The following is an 8,266-nucleotide window of genomic DNA, read 5'->3' as shown; positions in this document are numbered from 1 at the left end:
GGCCCGGCATCGGCGCACCCGGGCGCGGTCCACCCGCACCGGGGCGGGGGCCGCTCACCTGCGGACGCGGACCGCCGGGAGCACCGGGGCGGCCGGGAGGCGGCCCCATCGGACGTGGGTTCGGGCCTGGTTGTGGGCTGCGCTGCGTGCGGGCGTTCGGGTCATCGCCGTGAGGGCTCTCGTAGGGCGAATTCACTGACAAGATCTCCAAAAGCTCGTATCGGTCCGGGTGGCTCGGGGCCGGGCAGGTCGCGATGGACCAGGTTCGGCTCTATAAGTCACCCGACGGGCAGATGACCAGGTGTTTCATTCGGCAGCGGTCCGCCGGTTGGCTCGGGTTCCGGAGCGTCGTCGCGGCGGAACCGGTGTGGTGCCGAGCACATAGGACTGCACCAGATGGTTCCAGCTGCAGGTCCGGCACACCTCGACCACATGGACCGAGAACTCCTCGCGCGTCTCGGCGAGACGGAGCAGTTCCTCCGGGGTGCGAGCCGAGCCCGCTACCGGTCCGAGGCCGTCGCCGTAGACCCAGGATACGAGGGTGAGCTGTTCTTTCCGGCAGATAGGGCATGTGACCTCGCTCCCCCGACCGTGGAATTTCGCCGCACGCAGCAGATATGGATTCGCATCACACACCTCGGCGACATCGACACGGCCCGCATAGACGTCAGCCAGCAGCGACCGGCGCCGTAGCGCATAGTCGACCACTTGCCGCTGAATTCGCACGTTCACCAGAGTAGCCGTGTCCAATTCGTTGCGCTGGCGCCCGGCGTGTTCGGTAGGCGCCCGCCACGCGGGCGGCGGTGGCGTATCTGCGACACCGGGCCGGCGGGATTCCGCGGGCCCGTGCTCCGTGCGCCGGCTCGTATCGGGACTCTTTCCGGCTGGTCCGGCCGTTGATCGAGAAAGCGAAACGTGGGTCTGTCCGATTAGACTGCGTTGGTGTCGACGCCAGTCCCCGGTCGGATGCGTGCCCGTGATCTCGACCGCGCCCACACCGCGAGCGTGCTCGATGCCGCCTATGCGGAGGGGCAGCTGGGTGCGGACGAGTACCACGACCGGATCGCGCAGGCCGGTGCCGCGAAGACGGTCGGCGACCTGTCCGCCCTGGTCGACGATCTGCAAACGCCGTCAGCGGCGTCGACGGCCGGTCCGCGGAACCCGGCCGCGAAGCCGGCGGGCGCCGCGTCGGCCTACCCGTCGTCCACCAGGGCCCGCACCGCCGATCGCGCCGCCGCTGCCGAACTGCTCGACCTGGCCCGCACCGAGGGCCAGCTCACCGAGGACGAACACCGCGCCTACTCCGAACTGCTGGCCGAGGCGAAAACCCTCGGTGATCTCGCCGAACTCACCGCTGACCTGCAAGGCCCGCGCCGCACCCCGGCCCCGCCGCGGCGCGCGCAGCCCACGTTTCAGGGTGCCTACCTCGCCGCACTCACCGCAGCCGCGCTGCTCGTCGCCTTCGGTGCTTTCGCGCTGACCGGCCGCGCGGACGACCCGGCGCCCGCCGAAGGATCGGTGGCCGCTGCCCCGCCCGCCGACGCCCCGCAGGCCGAGCTGCCCGCACCGCGCCCCGAGCTCGACGACGTCGAACCCATCGTCGTCAAGACCCCCGAGCTGATCACCGGCCCCGGACTGGCCCACTTCATCGCCGAATATCGCGCCGAATTCGGCGACACCATCGCCGACGAGATCTCCCTGTATCCCGATCACGGCGACGTCGACCGAGCCGTGCCGGGCCAGCCGAACCGTCAGGTGTCCTACGACTACCGCGGCGGCTTCCAGCGCCCGAGCGCTCCGACCACCCGCAAGGTCGACACCCCGACGGTCGACCTCGGCGTCCTCGATACCGCCGCGATAGGCGCCGCACTGGCGAATGCGGCGACGATCGCCGAGGTGCCCGACGGAAAGGTCTCGCACCTATCGGTGGAAATCCACAGCTTTCCGCCGAACGAAGGCCGCATGGTCGTGGCCGTCTACGTCGGCAACGAATTCCGCGAGTCCGGCCATTTCATCCTCGGCCCCGCCGGCGAGGTGCTTCGCGTCTGGCCGTTCGAGGGGTAGGCGGCGCGTGATGACGAGAAACGACCAGCTCAGGGCCCGCGACACCGATCGCGTCGAGGTATGCGCGCTCATCGACGCGGCCTTGCGTGACGGACAACTCACCGAGCAGGAACACACCGCACGCACTCGTGCGGCGATGCGTTCGACAACCTTCGGCGAGCTGAACGACCTCATCCGCGATCTGCAGATTCCGAGCGATCTCGCCGGGTCCGGGGTGCTGCATCGCGACCGTCCGCAACGGCGCTGGTGGGTTCCGGTCGCGGTGCTCGCGGTCGCCGCGGTGATCGGTGCGACGGCGGGCATCCTGCGGCCGGAGGGAGCCGGCGGCCCGCTTGCCGTGGTCGGTGTGGAGCAGGCCGAGGAGGCCGAGGCGACGGAGCTGCCGAGTCTGGTCACCGGTTCCGGATTCGCGCTGTTCGTCGACAGCTACCGGCGCGAGTTCGGCGATGCCATCGCCGACACCGTCACGATCATGCCCGGGTACGCGGTGGTCCAGCGGCTGGAGGCGGGGCAGCCGGTGCTGTACCGGTTCGACGCCGAAGGGTTCCAGGCGAGCGGTTCCTCCACGGTGAGCTGGGCGAACGGCCGTCCGGTCGACCTGGGTGCCATCGACCTGACGGTTCTGGCCGGGATCCTGCGCGGGGCGCCGGAGTCGGTATGCCTGCCGGGCGGCGCGGTGAAGCATCTCGGCATCGGTTACGAACTGAGTGCCCCGGTCGATGCGGGACCGATCATCGACATATTCGTCGGGGACGGCGACGACCGATCGGGGCATATGACGGTCGATCTCTCCGGTAAGCCGCTGGAGATCTTCCCGGCCGACTGACCATTGGCCCAGCTGTCTTACCTGCGTAAATGCGGAATACATCACCAACAACTATGCGTGGTTATATCGCTCCGATATAGTTGGTAATCGCATCCATCGGTTAGGTCTGCACACAGTCAGGGGGTGAAGCCCGATGCTCGAACTCGCAATCCTCGGGCTGCTCCTCGAATCGCCCATGCACGGTTACGAGCTGCGCAAGCGGCTGACGGGCCTGCTCGGCGCGTTTCGGGCCTTCTCCTACGGGTCGCTCTATCCGACACTGCGCCGAATGCAGGCGGACGGGCTGCTGGAGGAGGAGATCCCGGCCGGTGCGACCACACGTCGTGCCCGGCGGGTCTACCAGCTGACTCCGGCCGGACGGGAGCGCTTCAACGAGCTCCTGGCCGACACCGGACCGCAGAACTACACCGATGACGGCTTCGGCGTTCATCTGGCCTTTTTCAGCCGCACCCCCGCGGAAGCGCGGATGCGGATCCTCGAGGGCAGGCGGCGTCAAGTCGAGGAGCGCCGAGAGGGGCTACGGGAGGCGATCAAGAAGGCGAGTGGCTCGCTGGATCGCTACACCCGCCAGCTCCATCAACTCGGACTCGAATCAAGCGAGCGCGAAGTGCGCTGGCTCAACGAGTTGATTGCGGCGGAGCAATCGACGAAGGCGGCACCACAGAAAGAGGGAAATACCGGCCATGAGTGATGTCAAAGCTGCTGAGAGCGCCCCAGAGGTTCGCGTCGCCATCGTAGGTGTGGGCAACTGCGCATCCTCGCTGGTCCAGGGCGTTCAGTACTACAAGGACGCGGACGAGACCGCGACCGTTCCCGGTTTGATGCACGTCAAGTTCGGTCAGTACCACGTGCGCGACGTGAAGTTCGTCGCCGCGTTCGACGTCGACGCCAAGAAGGTCGGCTTCGATCTGTCCGAGGCGATCTTCGCTTCCGAGAACAACACCATCAAGATCTCCGACGTGCCGCCCAGCGACGTCGTCGTGCAGCGCGGCCCGACCCTCGACGGCATCGGCAAGTACTACGCGCAGACCATCGAGCTGTCCGAGGCCGAGCCGGTCGACGTGGTCAAGGCACTGAAGGACGCCAAGGTCGACGTGCTGGTCTCCTACCTGCCCGTGGGTTCGGAAGAGGCCGATAAGTTCTACGCGCAGTGCGCCATCGACGCGGGCGTCGCCTTCGTCAACGCGCTGCCGGTGTTCATCGCCTCCGATCCGGAGTGGGCCGAGAAGTTCACCAAGGCCGGCGTCCCCATCGTCGGCGACGACATCAAGAGTCAGGTCGGCGCCACCATCACCCACCGTGTGATGGCCAAGCTGTTCGAGGACCGCGGCGTGCAGCTCGACCGCACCATGCAGCTCAACGTCGGCGGCAACATGGACTTCAAGAACATGCTCGAGCGTGAGCGCCTGGAGTCGAAGAAGATCTCCAAGACCCAGGCCGTCACCAGCAACCTGAAGAAGGAGCTGGGCGCCAACGACGTGCACATCGGCCCGTCCGATCACGTCGGCTGGCTCGACGACCGCAAGTGGGCCTACGTGCGCCTGGAGGGCCGCGCCTTCGGTGACGTGCCGCTGAACCTGGAGTACAAGCTCGAGGTGTGGGACTCGCCGAACTCGGCGGGCATCATCATCGACGCGGTGCGCGCGGCCAAGATCGCCAAGGACCGCGGCATCGGCGGCCCTGTCATCCCGGCGTCGGCGTACCTGATGAAGTCCCCGCCGCAGCAGCTGGCCGACGATGTCGCCCGCGCTCAGCTGGAAGCCTTCATCATCAACGCCTGATCCACACGGGTCGACACGGCAGAAAGCCGGTCGAAGCATCGCTTCGACCGGCTTTCGTCGTATGTGCGCTCAGTCGAGGGAGACGTAGACCTCCACCGAGGTGGGCCCGGCGTAGCGCTCGATCTCGGCGGTGTGCGAGCGGGTGATGGTGCCGGCGCTTTCGGCTTTGCGCACCTGCGCCCAGGCGGTGCGCAGCAGGTCGTAGGGCTTGTCGGAGACCACGAACTTGGCGTAGCGCCCGCGCGGCACCTTGGTCACCACGTCGCCGGCGTCCATCTCGTCCATCGACGTCACCTCGTAGCCGAGGACGGCCACGGCGTGATCGTTCTGGCCGATGTAGGCCGCGACCCGTGGCACGTTCTTCTCCCTGGCCAGGTATCGATCCCAGGTGAAGTTCACCAGATCCAAGTCGCGGGCGGCGACCTCGCGGCCGGCCAGCGGCACGGTGAGCCCGGCGACCAGGCTTTCCTCCAGGGTGACTATCTCGAAGTCCACAGCGTTGTTCCTACCCGTCCACCGAATCGTCTGCCAGCGCCACGAAGACCTCGACCGTCCGGTTGTCGGGGTAGCGCTCGAAATCGCCTGTGTAGGAACGCTCCAGCCGGCCCGCGGCTTCGGCGTCCCAGATCGCGCGCCATACCGTCACCACGGTGTCGCCCAGATCGTCGCCGCTGAGGGTGAACCGGGCGAATTTCCCCGCCGGGATCCGGGCGAGCACGTCACCGGGTAGCAGGTCGTCGAGACTGCGGCAGCGGTAGCCGACGATATGGGTCAGGTAGGAGTTGATCTCGGGCGCGTGGTCGACGAACGCGCTCGCCGGCGGACCGGGTAGCGCGCGCGCCAGATTGCGCTTCCACGCTTCTTCCACCTTGGTGCGCCGCGGCCCCTCCACAGCCAGTGCCGGGCTGCGGAGCACGGTTCCCGCCACCAATGTCTCTTGGCGGTCAACGACATTGAAATCCACCGGCGTAGCCCCTATTTCTCGTCTGTCGTTCAGTTGGCGGCACGCGCCGGGCCCTCCGCTCGTGCCGCGGTGTTCGTTTCGGCGGCGCTCCCCGGCTGCTGTGTGGCACGCGGGCTATCGCCTGCGGGCCACTGCTCGCGCCGCTGTCGTGTCGCTCGTCGCTTATCCTTCCGCATCGATCCGTCGGCGTCGGCGTCGGGCCGGTGCCGCCGCCGCACGGTCACGCTCTCACCCTGGCAAACGATGCTGCCATGGGTTGCGTTCCCTCGGCGTCATCCCGGCACCGGAATGACGATTCCGGGCAGGATCTCCACCTGCCGCGGCGGAGGCGGCGGCGGTGGCGGCGGCGGTGCGGGCGGGAAGATGACGATCGGTTCCTGCGGTTCGGGCTCGGGGGCCTGCGGCGCGGGCGGGAAAATGATCTCCGGTCCGCGCGGCTGCTCACCGGGCGGCGGATTCAGGATGTCGTAGGGTCCACCGGAGGGCTGCGGCGGGCCGGCCGGAATGATCGGCTGCCCGGACCCGCCTTCGGGAGCCGGGAAGCTCTCGGCCGGTGCGCCTTCCAGCGCGCCGTCCATCGTCTGCTTCCAGATGTCGGCGGGCAGGCCCGACCCGTAGATGCGGGCGCCGCCCGCGGTCCGGATCGCCTGCGAGTGTTCGGTTCCCACCCACACCGCCGTAGACAGCGACGGGGTGAAACCGACCATCCAGGCGTCCTTGTTCTCGCCGGTGTCGCCGAGCTGGGTGGTTCCGGTTTTGGCGGCCGAGGGCCTGCCGTCGAGGGCGTGGCCGTTGGAGTATGCGGCGATGGGCAGCATGGCCTGGATGGTGCGGTTGGCGATCGCGGGCGGAAAACGCTGCTCACCGGGCGGCAGCTGCTTGCCCACCTGATGTTCGGGGGCGCCGCGATCGAGCAGCACCCGTCCGGTGCCGGTCACCACCCGCTGCACGAAATAAGGCTGGTGATACATCCCGGAGGCGGCGATGGTCGCGTACGCCGAGGCCATATCGATCGGGCGCACCTGGTAGACGCCGAGCACGATAGAGGGCGCGGGCGGGCCACCGTTCTCGCTCAGCGAGCGCCCTGGCACCCCGGGAATCTCCTCCGGGATCCCGGCCTGATGGGCGGCGTCGGCGATGGCCTGTGGACCGTTGAACATCGACTGGGTGAGCCGGTAGAAGCTGGTGTTGAGCGACCGCTTGAACGCCTCGGCCAGCGAGCAGGTGCCGCAGGACTCGTTGTCCACGTTGCGCACCAGCACGTCGTTGACCTGCACCGGCGAGCTGTCGAACTGTTTGGCCATGGAGATGCCCTGGCGCTGCGCTGCCAGCACCGCGAAGGTCTTGAACGCCGAGCCGGTCTGCACCGGTGCCTGCGCGAAATCGAATCCGACGCCGTCGGCGCCGCCGTAATACGCCCGCACCGCGCCCGTGCGTGGATCGATCGACACCACCGCGGTGCGCAGTTCGGGCGGTTGGCCTTCGAGCGCGCTCTGGGCCGCGGCGACCGCCGCCTGCTGCGCCTTGGGGTCGATGGTGGTGGTGATCTGCAGTGCGCCGGTATTGAGTTCGTGTTCGGAGATACCGGCCGCGCGCAGCTCGCGCAGCACCTGGGCACGGATCAAGCCTTCGGGTCCGCGCGCGGCGCCGTCATCGGCGACGTCGGTGATCGGGATGACCGGCGGGAAGGTCGCGGTCTCGCGGTCGGCCCGGTTCAGCACGCCCATCTCGACCATGCCGTCGAGCACGTACCGCCAGCGCGCCTTCAGATCCTCGAGATGGGTTTCCGGATCCAGGATCGACGGCGAGCGGACCAGTGCGGCCAGCACCGCGCCCTCGGCCAGGGTCAACTCCGGCACCGGCTTGTTGAAATAGGCCTTGGCCGCCGCCGCGATCCCGTAGGCGCCGCGGCCGTAGTAGATGGTGTTGAGGTAGGCGGCGAGGATGTCGTCCTTGCTCCACTCGCGCGCCATCTTCGCCGCGATCACCAGCTCGCGCATCTTCCGGGTGACGGTGCGCTCGGAATCGAGGAAGGCGTTTTTCACATACTGCTGGGTGATGGTCGAACCGCCGCCGGCGTTCTCCTTGCCGAGCAGGTTGTCCCTGGCCGCGCGCAGGAAGGCGGGGATCGAGTAGCCGGGGTTGGTGTAGAAATTGCGGTCCTCGGCCGAGAGCATCGCATTGCGCACATGCACCGGTACCTCGGCGAGGGGTACGGGGGTGCGGTTGCCTTCGGGCGGGACGACCTTCGCGATCACCGTGGTGCCGTCGGCGGCGGTGATGGTGGCGATCTGGTTGGTGCGCATGGCCGACGGCGAGGGGATCTCCGCGCTCCAGTAGAACAGCGCCATCAGCAGCGCGGGCACGGCGATGAAGATGACGAACAGCGCGAGGATCAGCCTGCGGATCCGGCTACCCCTGGTGCGTGGTCTTCGATCCGGCCCGTCCGGTTCGCGCCCGGGTTTTCCGCCGGTGCCGCCACCGTCCTCGGATTTGCCGGCGCGCGGGTCGAATCCGCTGATCGAGGCATACTCCGGCTCCGGCGTTCGGCCGCCGCCGCGAAGCCGGTCACGAAACGAGCTCACGATCATCTCCTCCCGGAGCGTCGGTAAAACTCGGCTACCCCACCGT

8 protein-coding genes are annotated in these 8,266 nt (G+C 68.1%); 4 read left to right on the top strand and 4 right to left on the bottom strand.

Annotation, left to right across the window (positions count from 1 at the left end):
• Positions 1-306: 306 nt before the first annotated feature.
• Positions 307-726: a DUF5318 domain-containing protein gene (locus tag RJ05_RS25335; RefSeq protein WP_158430226.1), complete on the bottom strand. Its 420-nt coding sequence runs from the start codon at positions 724-726 to the stop codon at positions 307-309.
• Between the two features lie 216 nt (positions 727-942).
• On the opposite strand from RJ05_RS25335, the gene RJ05_RS25330 reads away from it, so the two are divergent.
• The 4 genes from RJ05_RS25330 (at position 943) to RJ05_RS25315 (ending at position 4,671) form a co-directional block, all read left to right on the top strand.
• Positions 943-2,064 carry a DUF1707 SHOCT-like domain-containing protein gene (locus RJ05_RS25330; RefSeq protein ID WP_249040445.1) on the top strand — a complete coding sequence of 374 codons (1,122 nt, stop codon included), beginning with the start codon at positions 943-945 and terminating at the stop codon, positions 2,062-2,064.
• Between the two features lie 10 nt (positions 2,065-2,074).
• Positions 2,075-2,890, top strand: a complete 816-nt coding sequence (locus RJ05_RS25325) for a DUF1707 SHOCT-like domain-containing protein (RefSeq protein ID WP_036541508.1) — start codon at positions 2,075-2,077, stop codon at positions 2,888-2,890.
• A 133-nt stretch (positions 2,891-3,023) separates the two neighbouring features.
• A complete protein-coding gene (locus RJ05_RS25320) occupies positions 3,024-3,581 on the top strand; it encodes a PadR family transcriptional regulator (RefSeq protein ID WP_036541506.1) in 558 nt (185 codons plus the stop codon).
• Positions 3,574-4,671 (top strand): inositol-3-phosphate synthase, encoded by a 1,098-nt coding sequence (locus tag RJ05_RS25315; RefSeq protein WP_036541504.1) that lies wholly within the window; start codon positions 3,574-3,576, stop codon positions 4,669-4,671. The genes RJ05_RS25320 and RJ05_RS25315 overlap by 8 nt, the downstream gene beginning before the upstream one ends.
• 69 nt (positions 4,672-4,740) lie before the next feature.
• Here RJ05_RS25315 and RJ05_RS25310 read toward each other — a convergent pair whose 3' ends face one another.
• The 3 genes from RJ05_RS25310 to RJ05_RS25300 form a co-directional block, all read right to left on the bottom strand.
• A complete protein-coding gene (locus RJ05_RS25310) occupies positions 4,741-5,166 on the bottom strand; it encodes a GyrI-like domain-containing protein (protein ID WP_036541502.1) in 426 nt (141 codons plus the stop codon).
• A 10-nt stretch (positions 5,167-5,176) separates the two neighbouring features.
• Positions 5,177-5,635 (bottom strand): GyrI-like domain-containing protein, encoded by a 459-nt coding sequence (locus RJ05_RS25305; RefSeq protein ID WP_036541500.1) that lies wholly within the window; start codon positions 5,633-5,635, stop codon positions 5,177-5,179.
• Between the two features lie 272 nt (positions 5,636-5,907).
• Positions 5,908-8,226: a transglycosylase domain-containing protein gene (locus RJ05_RS25300; RefSeq protein ID WP_036541498.1), complete on the bottom strand. Its 2,319-nt coding sequence runs from the start codon at positions 8,224-8,226 to the stop codon at positions 5,908-5,910.
• Positions 8,227-8,266 lie beyond the last annotated feature (40 nt).

It is taken from the genome of Nocardia cyriacigeorgica NBRC 100375 (assembly GCF_000308555.1).
Lineage (GTDB): Bacteria > Actinomycetota > Actinomycetes > Mycobacteriales > Mycobacteriaceae > Nocardia > Nocardia cyriacigeorgica.
Note: the sequence above shows the minus strand (reverse complement) of the source record. Positions and strands in the feature narration are given on the sequence as shown.

Excerpts from the sequence above, each read along its gene's own strand:
- RJ05_RS25325 (WP_036541508.1), top strand. The coding sequence starts at position 2,075 with ATGACGAGAAACGACCAGCTCAGGGCCCGCGACACCGATCGCGTCGAG.
- RJ05_RS25320 (WP_036541506.1), top strand. The coding sequence starts at position 3,024 with ATGCTCGAACTCGCAATCCTCGGGCTGCTCCTCGAATCGCCCATGCAC.
- RJ05_RS25315 (WP_036541504.1), top strand. The coding sequence starts at position 3,574 with ATGAGTGATGTCAAAGCTGCTGAGAGCGCCCCAGAGGTTCGCGTCGCC.
- RJ05_RS25300 (WP_036541498.1), bottom strand. The coding sequence starts at position 8,226 with ATGATCGTGAGCTCGTTTCGTGACCGGCTTCGCGGCGGCGGCCGAACG.